This window comes from Enterobacter sp. BNK-8, from assembly GCF_048685095.1.
Classification (GTDB): domain Bacteria; phylum Pseudomonadota; class Gammaproteobacteria; order Enterobacterales; family Enterobacteriaceae; genus Enterobacter; species Enterobacter quasiroggenkampii.
This window is the reverse complement of sequence record NZ_JBLQTN010000002.1, coordinates 26,055-43,358: the sequence shown is the minus strand read 5'-3', so window position 1 is coordinate 43,358 and position 17,304 is coordinate 26,055. Positions and strand designations below refer to the sequence as shown.

Here is a 17,304-nt window from a genome sequence, read left to right as displayed (position 1 = left end):
CCAAACAGGTGATGCGATAACGGCCGGACAACACTCTATGAGCTTCGCAGGAAAAAACCTAACCCAGGGCGGGCAGATGACCGCCTACCGCTGGCGCATGTTCATTCAGGTGAACAACTGGATAGGATTCTGGATCTTCATCCTGTTCGCCGTGCTGACTACCGCCATTTTTCTCTGGCGAATTCCACAGGAAGCCCTTGATAACGGCTCCCTGTGGTGGTTCGCCAGTATCAACAGCAGTTTTATCGATCTGATGCCGGCAACGGGGACGCCAAAAATTTACGACGTCCACTACTGGTATGCGCCAACGGCGACGATGATGGTGCTCAAAATGACCCTGCCGCAGATCTATGCGGACCCGTACATGCAGGCTATGGGTGACCAGTGCCTGACTGAGCTGCAATGGGCGGCCGGCGCCAGTGGGTTGTTCAGTATGGTGGTGTTTATCGCCGTGACATGGTTTATCGCCAATATCGGTCGTAAGGAAAGTGAAGACGAATATATTTCCGGTATGCAGCTGACCGATAAACCTGCTGAAGTGAATAAGCTGCTACGTAAAAACGGTGAATTGTCCGATCTGCGGGTGGCTGATTTACACATGGTTAAACGGGCTGAGGTAATGAACTTCCTCATGCATGGCACCATTAACGTGGGTAAATCAACCATCATCCGCTGGCTCCTGGACTACATACGCAAACGTGGTGATCGGGCCATCATCTACGACTCCGGCTGTACCTTTACCGAAACCCATTACAACCCGTCCACCGATTTCATCCTGAATGCCCACGACGAACGCTGTGCCAACTGGCAGATGTGGGGTGAGTGTATTGATGCAGTCGATTATGACAACCTGGCCGCCAGCCTCATTCCGGTGGAAGGGGAGTCCGATCCATTCTGGGTTTCAAGTTCACGGACCATCTGCGCTGACCTCGCGATACGTATGTCGGTTGACCCGGACAGGAGTATAGAGAAGTTTCTCAAAACCCTGCTGTCACTCAGCATGAAAAGTTTACGTGAATATCTGGTCAATACGCCTTCAGCCAACCTGGTTGAGGAGAAGATCGAGAAAACAGCAATCTCCATTCGCTCGGTGGTGACCAACTACGCCAAAGCGCTGCGGTTTCTTCAGGGGCTGGATGACGGCACCAAACCACCTTTCACCATTCGGGAGTGGATGACGCAGGAGCGTTATGACAACAGCTGGCTGTTTATTTCCACTCAGGCCCGACACCGCAAGAGTGTGCGACCACTGATTTCACTCTGGGTGTCACTGGCCACATTGTTACTGCAGAGCATGGGTGAAAACAGCGAGCGCCGCGTGTGGTTCATTCTTGATGAAGCCCCGAGCCTTCAGCGCATCCCGGAACTGGCTGAAACGCTGGCGGAAGCGCGTAAATTCGGCGGGTGTTTTGTTCTGGGCATGCAGAACATGGCGCAGCTGGTTCACGTTTACGGCCGCGAGCTTGCCAGAAGCATCTTTGACCTGATGAACACCCGTATGTACGGCCGTTCGCCGAGCGCCGAGATGGCCGAAGTGGTGCAAAAGGAGCTGGGCAACCAGCGTAAGCGCAAAATCCGTGAGCAGAACAGCTACGGTCTGGACCAGGTGCGTGACGGTGTGTCCCTTGGCAAGGACGAGGTGAATAACCCGATTGTCGACTACGAGCAGATCATGCGTCTGCCAAACCTCAACTTCTACGTGCGACTCCCGGGTGAGTATCCGGTCGTCCGCCTGAAGCTGAAATATCGTCCATTCAAAAAACGTCATGCTGGCCTTATTGAGCGCAATATCCGTGATGCGCTCAGTCCGGAGCTTGAGAGGGTTATTCAGGAGAACGAGCGCGCAGCGGCAGCTGCCGGTCTGACGTTCCCAACCGGTGATGAAGTGCTGGAGAAGGGGAGCGAGACATCATCTGCAGCTGAGGGTACGGCTCCGGTTTCTTCTGCAGGGGTATCCGGCTCGCCGGCAACACCGGCCGTCGAAAAAGTGGCGCGTACTCCGTCGGAAGAAAATAAACCTTCGCGCAGCGCTGCACCTGAACGGAAGCCAGTACCAGCCAGGGAGCCCGTCACATCGCCAACAGAGCCTGTGGTTACGCAAGTCGTAACTGAACATTACAGCACGGTGACAGACCCTGTCACCGAAGACAAAAAAGACAACGTCGTTTCACTTCGGTCTTCTCCTCTTGCAGTAACTCGTCAAAAAGAGACTGCGCCCCTCAAACCGGAAATACCTGCAGCACTGCAAAAAATCCGCAGCAGAACCCAGCTGGATGCTCCCAGCGAGCCTGCTGCAGCCGGCGCGCTGGGGATGCTGAAACGGCGGCTCAATACCGGAGCGACCTCAGGCGGAGAAGAAGGTCAGACCAGCGAGAATGCGGGCGAATCAATGAACCTGGATATGAAGGTGACAGCACTGCCAGACGGCGGCCTGAGTCTGACGACGGCTGGGAAGTCAGTGACACCGCAGACCCCGGATGAAGCACACCGGACGAGCCGGCAGCTGGCGAAGGAAGAAGAGAACATTTTAATTCACCGTCACGCGGACGATCCGGGTTACGACGAAAACGACCATCACTATTACGACAGAGAGCATGACCTATGATGTCAGTCGCCCCAGTAGCGTCAGCCGGCGAGGCTGCAGGCTACTACAGCAATTCCGATAACTACTATTTTCTGGGCAGCCTGCAGAGCCTCTGGATGGGAGAGGGGGCAAAAGAGCTGGGTCTGGAGGGCAACGTCCGTGGCGATGATCTGACGGCCGTTCTTGAGGGCCGTCTGCCGGACGGCTCACGGCTTGGCAAGGAGATTAACGGACAGCACGTCCACCGCCCGGGCCATGACCTGACCTTTTCAGCTCCCAAGAGCGTGTCTATTCTGGCGCTCATCGGCAACGATAAAGAAATGGTGGAAGCACATAACCATGCCGTCCGCGTGGCGGCTGGCTATGTGGAGAAGCTCATCTCGGCCCGCGACACGAAAGACGGCGTTACGTCCATCGTACACACCGGCAAGATGGTGGCGGCCGCCTATACGCATGATACCTCGCGCAATCTTGATCCTCAGCTGCACACCCATCTCCTGATTGCCAACATGACGGAGTATGCGGGCAAATGGAAAGCCCTGGCCACGGACTATATCCATAACGCCGGCTTTATCGAAACCGTCATGAAGCATCAGGTCACGCTCGGCAAAATCTATCGCAGCGCGCTGCGCGAGCGGGTTGAAGCGCTCGGTCATGAAGTGGAAGAAGTAGGCAAGCATGGCATGTGGGAAATCAAGGGCGTTCCGGAAGAAGTCAGGGACGAGTATTCCTCACGGGGCCGGGAAATTCAGGGGGCCGTGGGGGCTGAAGCCACGCTGCGCAGCCGGGATGTGGCTGCCAAAGACACCCGCAGGGCGAAAGTCGACCCTTCGAGGATGCGCCTGATGGAACGCTGGCTGGGACAGATGAAGGAGAAAGGATTTGACCTGAAGGCGTATCAGGAAAGCGTGGTGCCGCGTGATGCAGGTCTTCGTGAGACCGCGCCTCAGCCGGAACGAGATCACCAGGCTAAAGCGGTTCCCGCCGTGCCTGAACAGGCTTCTTTGCAGACGTCGTCCAGGGCAGAAAAGAGCGTCGATACACCTGCTCAACCCGCAGAACGGGAGAGCCTCTCCCGTCAGCCAGTACCACAACAGACTGACACGCTGAGTCAGCCGGCACAGACCGGTCCCGAAAAGACGCCGGCGACCAGGAGCTTTCCTGCAGCGCAGCTGGACACTGAAATACCCCGCCCGGAACTGACTGAGGCTGTCCGGCTGGCCATCTCGCAGCTCAGCGACAGTAAAACGCGCTTCACCTTTGGCGAGCTGATGATGACCACCGCTGAGCTGAGTGAACGGCTGCCGGAGATTAAGGATATTCGTGTGGCCATCGATGCAGCGCTGAAGGACGGCATGATTGTGCCGCTGGACAGTGAAAAAGGGGTTTTCACCTCCCGTATTCACCTGCTGGATGAACTCTCAATCCAGGCGCTGAGTCAGGAGCATCTCAAATCCACAAAAGTCGTCAGTTTCACCCGCCCGGCGCAGTACGCGCCGGCGGCGCTTGAAGTTGTGGAGAAGGACGCCCTGGTTCTGATGAATGCCCCGTCAGGCGTGGCGGGCATCCGTGACCTGACCGCGCAGCTGGCCGGTATTGCCGGCGCGAACGGTCGTGACGTGCAGGTGCTGGCCAGCTCTGCCGAGCGCGCCATTTCGCTGGCAAAATCCGACGATTTTCGTGAACGGATTATCAGCCGGCAGCATGTTCTGAGCGGTGATTTCCACCTTAAACCCCAGAGCACGCTGATTATCGAAGGGGCAGAGCGTCTGGGGCTAAAGGAGACGCTGGTTCTGCTGGGCGAAGCGCGCGCGCAGGACGCACAGCTGGTCTTTCTCGACAGTGCCGGGCGTCAGGCGAACGGTAATGCCATGTCCGTACTGGAGTCCGCGGGGGTTGCCCGCTCCCGCCGCACTGAGCCGGCACCCGGGCTGGAAGCCGAAGTGGTCAGTATTCCGAACAAACGCGACCGTTACGAGGCGCTGGCCAACCGGTTTGCAGAGCTGAGCGGAGGAACTGATAACGTCACCGCGGTCGTGGTCGGCAAACGTGAACAGGCACAGCTGACGGGCCTGGTACGTGAGGCGTTGCAGAACGCAGGGCAGCTGGGCCGCGATGGCGTGGAGATAGAGGCCCGGCAGCCTGTGTGGCTCGACAGCAAAACCCGTCGCATGTCAGGTTCGTACCGTCCCGGCATGGTGCTTGAAGATCGCACGGACGCAAAAGAGCGTAAGTCCTATGTAATTGACCGGGTGCATGAGGACACGCGAGTCCTCTCGCTCATCGACGGGGATGGCGTGCTGACCCGGATGAAAATCGGTGATATCAGCGCTGACTGGCGTCTCTTCAGCCGTGAAACCCTCAGCGTGGCCACCGGCGAAAAACTGCTTTCCGTGGCGGGCGACCGCGAGCACAGCCTGAAGGCCAAAGATCGTCTTGAGGTGACCGGGATAAGTGAAAAGGGGATTGAGGTGAAACGGGGGGAAGACACCCTGACGCTGCCAAAAGACCAGCCGCTCTATCTGTCACATGCTTACGTGACCGCGCCGGGCGGACGGGATAATGACACCGGCGTGGTACTGGCCGCGCTCAACAGCCGCGACATATCGACCCAGACCATGAACTCGCTGGCACAGAGTGGCCACCGGGCGGAAGTGTTCACCGCCGAAGTGCAGGACCGGGCTGAAGCCCGGCTGCAGCGCATGAAGACCAATGCCTCTCCTGTGCAGCTGGTCAGAAACCTGAGCGGTCACCAGGACGTCAGTCAGGCGGTTGATTCACTGCATGACCGCGTCCGGACGGACGCGGGCCTGGCCGTGTGGCGTGCCATTAACGACCAGCGCACCGTGGTGATCAACGAGCTTAAGCTGGCGGCGGAAGCGCAGAAATATCATCCCGACCTCGAGGCCATCGGGAATGAAATTGGCGCGATGATTAAAAATGGCGAGCTGTTGTCCGTATCCGCAGGGGGAGAGCCGGTACTGGTGTCCCGGTCCACCTGGGAGATGGAGAAAGCCATTCTGCGCGTGGTGGACGAAGGAAAAGGTACGCAGCAGCCGTTGCTGGAACAGGTACCGGAGGCAGTGCTGAACGGACTCACCGATGGCCAGAAAAAGGCGACCACCCTGGTGCTGGGTACCACAGATCAGTTTATCGGGATTCAGGGCTATGCCGGCGTGGGGAAAACCACGCAGCTGAAGGCGGTGATATCTGCACTGGAGACCCTGCCGGCGGATGTTCGTCCGGTGATGACGGGGCTTGCTCCTACGCACCAGGCGGTGAAAGAAATGAGCGACGTCGGTGTCCGGGCGCAGACCATCAAATCTTTTGTCGTTGAGCATGACCAGGTGACGGCCGCAGGCGGGAAACCTGACTATAAAGGACAGGTTTTTCTTATCGATGAGTCCTCAATGGCAGGCAACCAGGATACGGCGGCACTGTTCCAGGCCATTGCCAGCGGCGGCGGTCGCGCGGTCTCGATTGGGGATATCGATCAGTTTGAAGCGGTCGACGTGGGCGCGCCGTTTAAGCTGATGCAGGAGCGCAGCCCGATGGATGTGGCCATCATGAAGCAAATCGTCCGCCAGAAAGATCTGCAGCTGCGCGGTGCCGTTCACGACATCATTGATAACCGGATCGATGCTGCCCTGCAGCGGATAGAAAACCAGCCGGCTGACCGTGTGGCGCGTAGCGATTCAGCCAGGCTCCCCGGGAGTGCCATTCAGGAAACGGAGATGCCAGTTATCGATATCGTTGCTGACTGGACGGGCCGGACACCAGAGGCACGGTCCCGCACGCTCATCATTGCGCAGCTGAACGCCGACCGTAAGGCGATAAATGCCGGCATTCATGCCACGCTGGCTGAGCGGGGAGAACTGGGGGAGAAGGCCATTAAGGTGCCTGTGCTCGATAAAATCACCCATACCCGCCATGCGTTCAATAAAACAGAGGCCTGGGAGCCGGGAATGGTGGTTAAACGCGGTGACCGCTACCAGGATGTGGTGGCCGTTGACCTTAACGGCAGAACGGTGGCAGTACGAGATGAGGAGGGGAAGATTGGTCTGGTTTCACCGAAGGAGCTGATCACCGGTGACGTGCAGCTGTTTCGCCGCAGCAAGATTGAGGTTCGCACCGGCGATCTGCTTAAGTTCACGGCGACCGATCGCGAACAGGGTCAGATGGCCAACCAGCGCTATACGGTGGAGTCGATAAGCGAGTCGGGGAATATCCGTCTGAAGGGGGAAAACGGTCACGTCACCATCAATCCGGAGAATGTCCGGGCGCAGCAGCATATCGACTACGGCTGGGCTGTCACCGGGTACGGTGCACAGGGGGCCAGCAGTGATTATGTCATTGCGCTTGAGGGCACGAAAGACGGGCGTAAGGCACTGGCTACCCGTCGTGCCTTCTATATTTCAGCCTCACGCGTGAAAGAGCACGTCCAGATATACACCGACGGGAAAGCGGACTGGGTTAAGGCGGTAAAAACGCCGGAGCGTGATATCAAAACTGCGCACGATGCGCTGGCGCCAGAAACGCAGCGCAAACAGGCGAAAGCCATCTGGGCAATGGGGCAGCCGGTGAATAAAACGGCCATCGGTCGCGCCTGGGTGCGCCATCAGGGCATGCAGGATGCGTCACTGACGGCAAAAATCATCCCGGCCACCCGGCGCTTTCCTGAACCGGCGCTGGCGCTGCCGGTGTATGACAACAATGGCAGGAGTGCGGGCCTGGCCCTGGTTTCCCTGGTTGCCAGCCCGGAAGGACGGATGACGCAGGGTGAGACCCGGATGGTCATGACAGAGCGTGCCCGTGGCGCCGTGCTGCAGCGGAGTCAGTCCGGAAACACGATTGTGGCCAGCGACCTGACGGCTGCACTCGATGCAGTACGAAATCATCCTAAGGACGGCGTGGTCTGGCAGACCGGTGATGAACCGCCTTCAGCATGGCTGCTTAAGGTAAGCGGTGGGACAAAACAGGATGTGTCACCGGGTATTGTCTCCACGCTGACGGACGAACAGAACGTACAGCAGCTGCGCGAGCAAATGCTGGCAGACCAGGTTCGCAATGAAGAAGCCGGACGTAGCAGGCAGCCGGAGTCGTTGCTGGCGGAAGTTCCACAGGAAGAGGTGATCAGACTGAAACCGGAAGACATTAACCCGCGTAAACCGGAACCACTCAACCCGGATGCGGATGTGATCGCCAGGGTCAGAGGTGAGGAAAACACCGATGGACAGGAAATAAAAGCCGCTGCAGACGTCAGAAACGAGCTGGAAGGTGCTGACAAGACCGCCGGTGAACTGTCGCGGGCATCACGTGTGATTGCAGATCTGGCAAACGCGGAACGCGACATGCTCAGGGCGGCAGAAAATACTGAGCGCGGCCGCATGCCGGAGCGTGAAGAACAGACCCTTACCCGTACCATTCAGAAAGAACGCTAATCCCCTTTTAAACCAAGAGAATCAGGCAATGAAAGCAAACAAGTTAGCCGCATTAATAGTTACAACATACATTGGCTTAATTTCAACGGCACACGCTTCGGCCCCTCAGCCGGTATTCAGCCCGGAGCAGGAGGCACGTATCGGCGAAATCGCTGCTGACTACCTGGTGTCGCACCCGGAGATACTGGTGACGGTCAGTCGTAAGCTGCAGGAACAGCAGGAAGCACGTAAGCAGAAGATGTTTGCACTCAGCGTGATGGAGAATCAGGCGAACCTTCTGCATGATCCGGACACCCCGGTTTACGGGCCTGATAATGCAAAGGTCGCGGTGATTGAATTCTTTGATTACCAGTGCGTGTTCTGCAGCCGCTTCGCGCCGGAGCTGGAGAAGGTCATGAAAGCGCAGCCGGACGTCCGCTACCTCTTTAAGGAGTGGCCAATATTTGGTGGTCGCTGGGAAGCTTCACTTCAGGCAGCGCAGCAGGGGCTGACGGTCTGGCAACAGAAAGGGCCGCAGGCTTATATCACCTATCACAATGCCATCTACGCCACCGGCCATAATGAAGGCAAACTGACGGCGCAGGATATTCACGGGGCAGCGTCAAAGGCGGGACTGGCCGCCCCGGCTCCTGGCGACCATACCGCGTCCCTTGAGAAAAACAGTAACCAGGCAGAGGCGCTGGGACTCACCGGAACGCCGGGGATCATCGTCATGCCCGTTAGCGGGGCGACTCCCGACACCATCACGGTTTTCCCGGAAGCCGTTACCGCTGACAGACTACAGGCCGCGATAAGAAAAGCCTCCCGGTGACAATGACCCTCACTCGGATTTTCAGCGGAATGGCTTCGTGATGCCGTGTTGAGCGCAGTCAAATCATAAGGGTCAAATTGCAGTTGGACTAAATTTAGACTATATTAAGTCCTGATTTAACGACAAGGCCCCCACAATGAAAGTTGAAACAATCTCTTTCGTAAAAAAAAATGCAGCATCCCTGGACCTCTCGGAGCCTATCCTGGTTACCCAGAATGGTGTACCAGCTTACGTTATTGAGTCCTATGACCAGCAACAGAAGCGGGAAAATGCCATAGCACTTCTTAAACTGCTGACGCTATCTGAACAGGACAGAGTGGAAGGAAAAGTGCTTACCAGAGATCAGTTGCTTGAGGGATTGTAAGGAGGCTTTCCGCTTAAGGTGAAAAAATGGAAAAAAAAGTCGTTAAAATTGAATACACGGAAACAGTGAGAATTTGCCTGTCAGAGATCGCATCTCACCTTACACAGTCAGACGTTGACCCTGCTCCCGTCCTGGCCGAAATACTGGATCAGTATGAGCAGCGCGTGAGTCTTTACCCCTATGGCTGTCAGAGTTGTCCGGAACTGCTTAAAATGGGTGTCTCAAAATATCGTGAATGTAATACGGCAAACGGATACCGCGTCATTTACTCTGCAGAAAATTCTGTCGTCACGACACACGCGATACTTGCGCACAAACAGGATATTAAGCAACTCTTGTTCAGACGCCTTATCAATGCCTGATAAATAATCAGCATCCCGTATGCGGCATCTGTGGTTCACAGGGAAATTAATATGCTGAAGATTTCAGGAATGACTTAACAAGCTTGCAAGATGTTAAGATTGGTATGTGTCTTTACGTTTCCGGCCTTGAAATTTATTTTTATGCATTTCAAGGTATTATTACGGGTCACAAAAAAACGTCCTGCCCGGTACGCAGTCTCTTATTCAAAGTGATGGCCGGCGGATTTGCCAGCAGGCTGACACTGCTTGCCTGGCCGGCCGCAGGGCCTTTCATTATGAGAGTACGAATCGGAGAACCAGCGTAGCCAGATACAGCTGACACAGGAGCTGGAACATTCTCCATCCCCATATGACATATCGCCATTTGCGTTTCTCCCTGGCATCGGCTTCTGCAATAGCCGTGTTGGCACTGTTTTTTTTTCCACCACTCTCTGTACATGCTGCAGAACAACCAGAGCCACAAAGCAAGCAATAATGTCATGATCATTTTTTCAAACACAATGTCCATAACGTTGCGTCCTGTATAATTTATTTCAGGTTCTTTGAGATATTTTAGTCGAAATAACGTCCGTTGTTGTCTCGTGTTACCGGATACCCGCCGGAGCCAAGGAATATACTGACAGTTATCGCGACCACACGATCAAGAAGGGAAAATTAACGACTCAACGCATACAGTTCAGCATCTTCCCGCCTTTAGCTTAGAGGCACCCAGGAATCAAGATGCCGGCAAAGTACAGAACCTGCCTTAGTGCAGAATTAACCAGACGGGTTTATTACCAGAGCACCTTCCCTGATTTAGGTCAGATACACTACCGGATTTCCTGTTCGCCTGCGTTCAGCCCCTGCTTGCGGTTCTGGAGATGTAAATGAGTGGACTGTCCCCGCCCTTAATACACAATCTACCGCACCACTTTTACGGGAGGGAAGGGACCTGGTCATCTGTTGATTTATCACAGAAGTGAATCCCGTCACGGCTGCTGACAGCCACCAGATCACGACCAGCCTTTTTTGCTGCATACATGGCGACATCCGCCCGGCGAAGCAACTCCCCGGTAACCGGGGCGAAAGGAAAAGGGACGTGGGAAAGGACGGGATACTGCGTGGTGGCTAAACGAGTGCTGACGTATACACGCCGGACGGGTTCAGGAACCACTCAGGATAAGCACTGACGAGGCATGGCCAAACCAGTTTCTGAAAAAGGGCTCCGGACAAACAGAGCTTTCCGGCACTATCTGCGTGACAACAGTAAAACCAGTTCCTGCAAATAATACGCTGCATCGCGGCAGATATCGGGATGCAGCAGGAATGTCAGCACAATCAGGATAATCTCCAGGATCATCAACTTTTTCATCTGTCTTTCAGCAGTCCGGGATCACGGAGACCGGTATGATCTGCCAGGTCCGGCAGACGCTATTTTTCCGACATTTGCATTTTATCGCGGAAAGTCAGATAGCCTACCAGACTGAGAATGGCCAGCAAAAACAGAATACTTGTACCCGTCGCGCCCAGACCAATCCCCCCGTTCCCGGGAGGCTGCGACAGCAAATCACCGCAGGAAGCCCCGAAGGGGCGCGTCAGAATATAGGCAATCCAGAAACAGAGCACGTTGTTTGCCCTGAACAGATAAAAAGCCGCCGCCGTCAGCCCAATCAGTGCGCCGAACAGTGCTGCGGCATTCAGATAGCCAAGATCCATGCCTTCCGCCAGCCAGTCACCCGCGGCGGTACCCAGAGAAAAGGTAAAAAGTATGGCCACCCAGTAGAACATCTCGCGTTTACGGGTGGTGATACTATGAATTGACAGGGTTTTCTCTTCGTTATGCCAGAGTACGAAAGTCAGGATCAGCAGCGAACCAAACACCCCAGTGGATAAAGACAGAGGCACGCTGAAATGGTCTGTCAGGTTGTCCGTCAGCAGCGTGCCGAACACACTGATGAGCAGTACCGTTAGCCAGTAAAGCGCCGGCACATAACGCGTCGCGCGCATCTGGAATACAAGGACAACCACAAATAAAAAACAGGTCAGCAGGGTGGTGTAAGTCAAGCCCCAGCCGAGATCCATGTTTAAATAATCGGCGAAGGTTTCACCTACGGTGGTGGACATCATTTTGATGAGCCAGAAGAAAAAGGTGACTTCCGGCACCTTACTGAGCCCTGTGGTTCTGGAGTGAGTCATCATTTTGCAGCCCTGTTCAGCAGTGTGATGAGTTCACTCTACGAACGCCAGATTAGCTCTACCTTAGGAAAGCAGCTTATCTTCTTGGATATGACGATCTACTGACACAGGCCTGACGTGCAGCCAGCCAGGGACGACCGCATCCCTCAGGGTTCACAGCAGCAGGAGAAGGATTACGGACCGGTAAGAGGATGGCCACTCAGGATAATAACGGAGTGAACGGGCGCCCGGATTTATCTGTTCCAGAGCAGATCCAGTATTGCGAGACCTTCGCCCTCATGAAAAAGTGACAGGACAGCCGTCACTATCATGACGGTAATAATTAATACCAGCAACGGATTCATGTGCATATGGTCACCTGCCAGACGGTCCCTGAGCTGACACAGTGTATCAGAAAAGAGATCCCCGATCGGCCAGTAAGCACAACGGGATAATCAGAGTCACATTTTGTCTTCATCGTAAATGCGATGGCACCCGTCCGTACTGAACCCGGCAGGTTTATGATGGACGGCTCCATCCGTCAGGATAATGCAGACGGCAAGCAGGCATCCGGTATGACGCCAGGGACAGAGATACTACGGGCCCGCGCACTGGCCGAGAGGCAACCGGTCATTCTGCCGCCCGAAGGCACCAGAAACGGGGATCCGTTTTGTAAGGTTTATCCACAGGAACGGGGGATAAGGGTGTGGGTAAGCGCGGCGATGTATGTCAGACAGGTCGACTCAGGGAAAAAAATGCCTGCTTCGGGAGCAGGCAAACAGGCGCTGACGGCATGCACGCCGTCAGCAAAATTTTATAATTTCCTGCAGCAGGCTGTTTGTTTCCGGAAATCGCCCGAGTATGTAGGCTATCCACGACATTCGCGGAACAGGTCGCTTTCCGGAAGATAGGCCCCGGTGGTGATGTCCCAGAGCCCCAGTACGGACGCGAAAAGGTTATCGTGGGAATATGTCCTGTTAACGGCATTATGCTGCAGACACGCGGCGTTAATATTTTTAGCAGCAATGAAGTCTGGCGACATCCAGAGCTGCATCGGGATGTGCGTCTGCTGATCCGGTGCCAGTTTGTAGGGGGTACCGTGCAGATACAGTCCGCTCTCTCCCAGAGATTCGCCGTGATCGGACACATACAGCAGTACGGTGTTGTACTGTTCGCTGTATTGCTTAAGCTTTTCAATCATCTGCGCTAACACATAGTCGGTGTGGCGAATGGTATTGTCGTAGGTATTAACCAGCTGTTCCTGCGTGCAGTTTTCGATATCGCTGCGCGCACATTCCGGCATGAAGTGACGATGCTCTGCCGGATAACGCTGGTAATAGGTCGGTCCATGGCTGCCAATCATATGGAAGGCGATCAGCTTGTCTCCGGCCATTTTGCCGATTTCGGTATCCAGGTTTTCCAGCATAACATCGTCATAGCAGGTTTTACCGTCACACAGTTTTTTACTGATACCGGGATTAATTTCGACAGTCGGGATACGGCTGCATACGCCTTTACACCCGCCATCGTTTTCTTTCCACAACAGCGAAACCCCCGTTTTCTGCACAATGTCGAGGACATTTTCACTGCCGGCAGCCTTTTTACCATCGTAATCCGTCCGGTTCATATCCGAGAACATACAGGGCACCGAGACTGCGGTCGCCGTGCCGCAGGAACGCATATTCCTGAACGAAATAACGCCATCGATTTTGCTGGTAAAGGCATTTGTGTCACGCGGGTAGCCGTTCATGGAGAAATTCTGGCTCCGTGCCGTTTCGCCAATTACCAGGAACATCAGCGTGGGTTTACCATTCCGGGTAACGCGCCTTGCATCATCCCCCAGCGTCCGGAAAGGCATTTTCGTCGTAAAATAGGTATCCTTCACGTAATGGAAAGTGCTGTACGCATAGTTTGCCGGGATAATTTCTTTGTTCAGCGTCGGGTTATTGCGCCCGACAGAAGCATAATCCTGGTAATACAGAGCGGCAACACCTGCAATCAGGATCAGCGAAGCGAGCATGGAAAGCAGCCGGTGGGCAACCCCTTTGTACCATTTGTCTGTATATTCAATTTTAATCAAAAACAACAGGATAGCCGGAAGAATGCCCATAAAGACCAGCCACAGCACCAGTGAGCCATTCAGGTAGGAATGCGCTTCCTGTGGGTTTGTTTCCAGTATATTTTCGATCATGGACTGATCAAACATCACTTTATATTTCAGTGTGGCGTAACTCACCACCGAACCGGTGACCAGCAACAGGGCAAAGAAGGGTTTAAGCAGGTAGCGAACCGAGAAGGGCATAAACACAAAGTTAAGCGCTGCAACCAGCACAAACGGAATGGAGATGACGAACCCCGCCCTCACATGTTCAAGACGGCTCAGGATATCGTAGAAATGCAGCAACACCGGCCAGTTAAGTAAGAATGCAAAAACGAGTGCCAGAAGTAAAACCAGGGGGATTACCCTCATCCTGAAAAGTACGGGCATTACGATCTCCATCAATAATATGTCCCCGCCCGGGGTCACAGGTTGCACCAGAAAAAGGGCAACAGGTTATCAGACCAGGCGGTTCCTAAGCGAAACTATTTTTTAATGACTAGTACCTAATCAGTGAGTTATCTCTGGTATCCGGCCTGAGACACCGGTAGCGGTATTGGGATACAAAGCGGAGCAGCCAGCTGGCCGTTTACCGAAGGGAAAAGATGAAGACGTCCTTCAGACTGCGCAACAGGGGAAGCAGCGTAGTCCGGAGTTCCGCCTCCTCTGTTCAGACAGTATCCGGATATGACAGCAGCACGGCTGCCACCGGCATTACTGTTACGGGTTTCTTGTTAAGTTATTAACTTAACATGATGTTAAATGTCAGTCAGATTCAGGCGGTCGCGGGCCGTGCGCAGGCGCGCTTCGCCGCGGCGATCGTACTGCTGGGTGGTGGTGACGCTGGCATGCCCCATCGCGTCCTTTACCGTGATGAGATCCTCGCCATTATCGAGCATGGCGGTGGCAAAAGTTCGCCTTAAATCGTGCGGGGCACATTTCGTAATCCCCGCCTGGCGCTGGCGGACCTGCAGGACGTGATACACCGCCTGGTCGGTCAGCCGGTCGTTCGTCAGGGTGTCAAAGCGGCGGATACGGTTGAACAGCGGCCCGTCTTTTTCTCCCCGCACGTCATCGATCCACGTCCTTAGCCGCTGCCAGGTGCCCGCCGGCATATAGGCCAGCCGCTCCTTGTTTCCCTTACCCAGCACCCGGAGCGCCCGCTCATCTGTTACAACGTCACTCAAATCCAGCCCTACCGCCTCCGAACGGCGCAGGCCGCAGCCGAGAATGACGGCCAGCATCGCCGCATCACGGATGCCGATACTGGAACTATCAGTTTCACAGGCTCCAAATAGCGCCCGGATTTCTTCATTCGGCAGGGCCCGGCCGCGCGGCAGTCGGCTGCCGCGCAGGTTTCGCACCGCCCGGATGTGCTGGAAGCTTTCCACGTCCATCAGCTTCAGCATCCAGGCTTCCTTCGCCACCCCCTTGAGCGCCGAAAGATAGGTGTTGACGGTCGCCGTGGCCCGGCCGGTGTCGCGCAGCAGCTCGGTCACGGCCATCACGTGATGACGGCGCAGGCTGCCCCAGCTGCAGGACTCCAGGGACGCGGCGCCGAGCATGCCGGCGACAATACCGAGGAACGAGGCCATGGTCTGCCGGCTGCGGGGGGAATTGAGGGAAAACAGGTAGGCCCGGGCGGGACCGACCGGGCTTTCAGCACCGACCAGCGCCGGCAGGAAATCCACATCAGGCGGAATGACCGCCGGTGGCGGGAGCTGCTCGGGTTCATCGTCAGGCATCAGTGTCATCCGGGGCTCCGTCCGGGCCGGAAAGCGTCCGGCGCGCTGCGTGAAAAATCGGGGAAAAGTATACGCCAAAGCGTACCGGAGAGAGTCTACTTTTTCAAACGTACATTTTAATAAGTAGAGTGTGTACTATAGCCAAATCTTATTTTTATACTCACCAGAATATGCGGGACGAAATAGAAAGAGACCCTATGCGGTGTATTTATTGGAAGACGGTAGCGCTGCCCTGCAGTTGTAGGTGTTAACTTTATAAAGATGAGCCTAAATTGGCAACGCCTGAAATAATGATATTGACGGTCGCGTAAATATAAAAAATAGAGATATAAATAATTTCAGCTTATGCGTGTTAAAGGAATTCTTCGCACAAAAAAATTGTGAGATGAGGGAGTAAGATAAACGCGCAGCAACTGGAAAATGTACGCATTCAATTATAAGCTGCACTGGTCGATGACTCTGGCGACACCAAAGGGCTGACCTGCTCCCCGTTGATTAATACACCCCGATGTTAGTAATGTCTTCATAAGCCACATGAGGACATCCCCATGAAGAAGCGTTTTTCCGACGAACAGATCATCAGTATTCTTCGCGAAGCGGAAGCCGGCGTTTCTGCCCGTGAGCTCTGCCGTAAGCACGCCATTTCCGATGCCACTTTATACACCTGGCGCAAGGAGTTTGGTTGCATGGAAGTTCCTGAGGTGAAGCGGCTTAAATCTCTTGAAGAGGAGAACGCCCGCCTCAAGAAGCTGTTTGCCGAAGCCATGCTGGATAAGGAGACACTTCAGGTGGCTCTGGGGCGAAAGTACTGACGACAGGCCGGAAGCGGGAAGCCGTTGCGTTTATGTATGATGCGACCGGTCTATCGCAACGTCGTGCCTGCAGGCTTACAGGTTTGTCCCTGTCGACCTGCCGCTATGAGGCTCAGCGTCCGGCAGCTGATGCGCATTTATCAGGGCGCATCACTGAGCTGGCAATGGGGCGCAGGCGTTTTGGCTACCGCCGCATCTGGCAGCTGTTGCGTCGGGAGGGCCTTCACGTCAATCACAAGCGGGTATACCGTATTTACCACCTTAATGGACTGAGCGTAAAACGCAGACGACGCCGTAAAGGGCTGGCAACCGAACGGTTTCCGCTTCAGCGCCCGGATGCGCCGAACCTGACATGGTCGATGGATTTCGTTATGGACGCACTGGCCAACGGTCGGAGGATCAAGTGCCTGACCTGTGTGGATGATTTCACGAAGGAGTGTCTGACGATCACCGCGGCTTTCGGTATTTCAGGCGTTCAGGTCACGCGTATTCTGGACAGCATCGCGCTGTTTAGGGGCTATCCGGCGACAATAAGAACCGATCATGGTCCGGAATTTATCTGCCGCGCGCTCTATCAATGGGCCTTTGAGCATAGTGTTGAACTACGGCTTATCCAGCCAGATAAGCTAACGCAGAACGGATTTATTGAGAGTTTTAACGGACAATTCCGCGATGAGTGTCTTAATGAACACTGGTTCAGCGATATTCTTCATGCCCGGAAAACGATTAATGACTGGCGGCTGGATTATAACAAGTGCCATCCCCATTCATCGCTGGGTTACCAGACACCAGCTGAATTCGCAACGGACTGGCGAAACAGGAAATATGAAGAAAAACCAACCGACATTACTAACTGAAGGTTGTATCTAATCCTGGGGGCAGGTCAGTCGCTTTCTTTTTATCAATGCAACGCACTTATATGAAGACGACATT

Annotated in this window: 11 protein-coding genes; 6 read left to right on the top strand and 5 right to left on the bottom strand. The window is 54.8% G+C overall.

Translation table 11 applies throughout. The features are described from left to right. Window positions 1-37 precede the first annotated feature (37 nt). From traD to ACMGGU_RS23450, 5 genes are all read left to right on the top strand, one after another. A complete protein-coding gene (gene traD, locus ACMGGU_RS23470; protein ID WP_420301011.1) occupies window positions 38-2,605 on the top strand; it encodes a type IV conjugative transfer system coupling protein TraD in 2,568 nt (855 codons plus the stop codon). Then, the gene (gene traI / locus ACMGGU_RS23465; protein ID WP_208557560.1) at window positions 2,602-8,025 is read left to right on the top strand and encodes a conjugative transfer relaxase/helicase TraI; all 5,424 of its coding nucleotides are present in this window, start codon (window positions 2,602-2,604) and stop codon (window positions 8,023-8,025) included. The genes traD and traI overlap by 4 nt, the downstream gene beginning before the upstream one ends. Window positions 8,026-8,053: 28 nt before the next feature. Continuing rightward, a complete protein-coding gene (locus ACMGGU_RS23460) occupies window positions 8,054-8,836 on the top strand; it encodes a DsbA family protein (RefSeq protein ID WP_208557561.1) in 783 nt (260 codons plus the stop codon). 136 nt (window positions 8,837-8,972) lie between these two features. Continuing rightward, complete coding sequence (locus ACMGGU_RS23455; RefSeq protein ID WP_208557562.1) at window positions 8,973-9,200, top strand: type II toxin-antitoxin system Phd/YefM family antitoxin; 228 nt, start codon at window positions 8,973-8,975, stop codon at window positions 9,198-9,200. A gap of 26 nt (window positions 9,201-9,226) precedes the next feature. Continuing rightward, a complete protein-coding gene (locus ACMGGU_RS23450) occupies window positions 9,227-9,562 on the top strand; it encodes a type II toxin-antitoxin system RelE/ParE family toxin (protein ID WP_208557563.1) in 336 nt (111 codons plus the stop codon). A 166-nt stretch (window positions 9,563-9,728) separates the two neighbouring features. Here the strand turns inward: ACMGGU_RS23450 and ACMGGU_RS23445 are convergent, their stop codons facing one another. The 5 genes from ACMGGU_RS23445 to ACMGGU_RS23425 all read right to left on the bottom strand — a co-directional run bounded on the left by ACMGGU_RS23445 (window position 9,729) and on the right by ACMGGU_RS23425 (window position 15,568). Then, window positions 9,729-10,070, bottom strand: coding sequence for a hypothetical protein (locus tag ACMGGU_RS23445; RefSeq protein ID WP_208557564.1), 342 nt, complete (start codon window positions 10,068-10,070; stop codon window positions 9,729-9,731). A gap of 720 nt (window positions 10,071-10,790) precedes the next feature. Continuing rightward, window positions 10,791-10,913: a hypothetical protein gene (locus tag ACMGGU_RS23440; RefSeq protein ID WP_276522996.1), complete on the bottom strand. Its 123-nt coding sequence runs from the start codon at window positions 10,911-10,913 to the stop codon at window positions 10,791-10,793. A 59-nt stretch (window positions 10,914-10,972) separates the two neighbouring features. Further along, window positions 10,973-11,740 (bottom strand): hypothetical protein, encoded by a 768-nt coding sequence (locus ACMGGU_RS23435; RefSeq protein WP_208557565.1) that lies wholly within the window; start codon window positions 11,738-11,740, stop codon window positions 10,973-10,975. 844 nt (window positions 11,741-12,584) lie between these two features. Next, entirely contained in the window at window positions 12,585-14,204 is a 1,620-nt protein-coding gene (locus tag ACMGGU_RS23430) for a phosphoethanolamine--lipid A transferase MCR-10.2 (RefSeq protein WP_208557566.1), read from the bottom strand. A gap of 368 nt (window positions 14,205-14,572) precedes the next feature. Then, window positions 14,573-15,568, bottom strand: a complete 996-nt coding sequence (locus tag ACMGGU_RS23425; protein WP_208557567.1) for a tyrosine-type recombinase/integrase — start codon at window positions 15,566-15,568, stop codon at window positions 14,573-14,575. A gap of 539 nt (window positions 15,569-16,107) precedes the next feature. Between ACMGGU_RS23425 and ACMGGU_RS23420 the strand changes: the two genes are divergently transcribed. After that, a protein-coding gene (locus ACMGGU_RS23420) for an IS3 family transposase (RefSeq protein WP_420301010.1) occupies window positions 16,108-17,228 on the top strand; the annotation gives its coding sequence in 2 pieces (ribosomal slippage) (window positions 16,108-16,366 and window positions 16,366-17,228; 1,122 coding nt in all). The last annotated feature ends 76 nt before the right edge of the window (window positions 17,229-17,304 follow it).